The sequence below is a fragment of the Dryocola clanedunensis genome, from assembly GCF_038405435.1.
In the GTDB taxonomy this organism is placed as follows: Bacteria; Pseudomonadota; Gammaproteobacteria; order Enterobacterales; family Enterobacteriaceae; genus Dryocola; species Dryocola clanedunensis_A.
Genome location: NZ_JBBYHZ010000240.1, coordinates 1 through 513, shown reverse-complemented (window position 1 = coordinate 513; position 513 = coordinate 1). Strand labels below are relative to the sequence as shown.

General features: G+C 67.1%; 1 protein-coding gene. It reads right to left on the bottom strand.

Features of this window, described 5'->3' with window-relative positions; all coding sequences use genetic code 11:
- A partial coding sequence (locus AAE045_RS24430; protein ID WP_455549874.1) for a GTP-binding protein occupies window positions 1–320 on the bottom strand: 320 nt, incomplete at its 3' end.
- Between the last annotated feature and the right edge of the window lie 193 nt (window positions 321–513).

Sequence of the window (513 nt, the reverse complement as noted above, 5' to 3'; positions counted from 1 at the left end):
CTGTCCATCACGCGCTCGGCGAGCACGGTGCGCTCGGAGAGGGTGCCGGACTGCTTGAGCAGCTGGTCGACGAGGGTGGTCTTACCGTGGTCGACGTGGGCGACGATGGCGATGTTGCGAAGATTTTCGATAGACATGCGAAAGGGGGCCAGTCGGCGCCGGATTTGGAAAAAGAAGTCCAACATTATACGGCCAAGATGACCAATCGCGAAAAGTGCCTCGCAAGCCTTGCCGGACGGGCATTCAGGTAGTGCCGGCCGCTGGCCGGCGACCCCGTGATCCCCGGCAGGTTTGCCTGGCTGCTGGCCAACGGCCGGCACGACCGCCCTCCCTGAGGCATTCAGCAACGCGTGTCCGTGCCGGCGCGGAGGTGCCTGGGCGCGTGGCGACGCGTTCGTCATCCGCTTGCCGTAGGGACACCGGGGCGCGGCAGAGCCCGGCACTACGCTACCGCTTCGGTGTGGTCCCAGAAACGGGCGTTCGGCACCGCGCCCAGGCCGGGGCCGCTGGGCA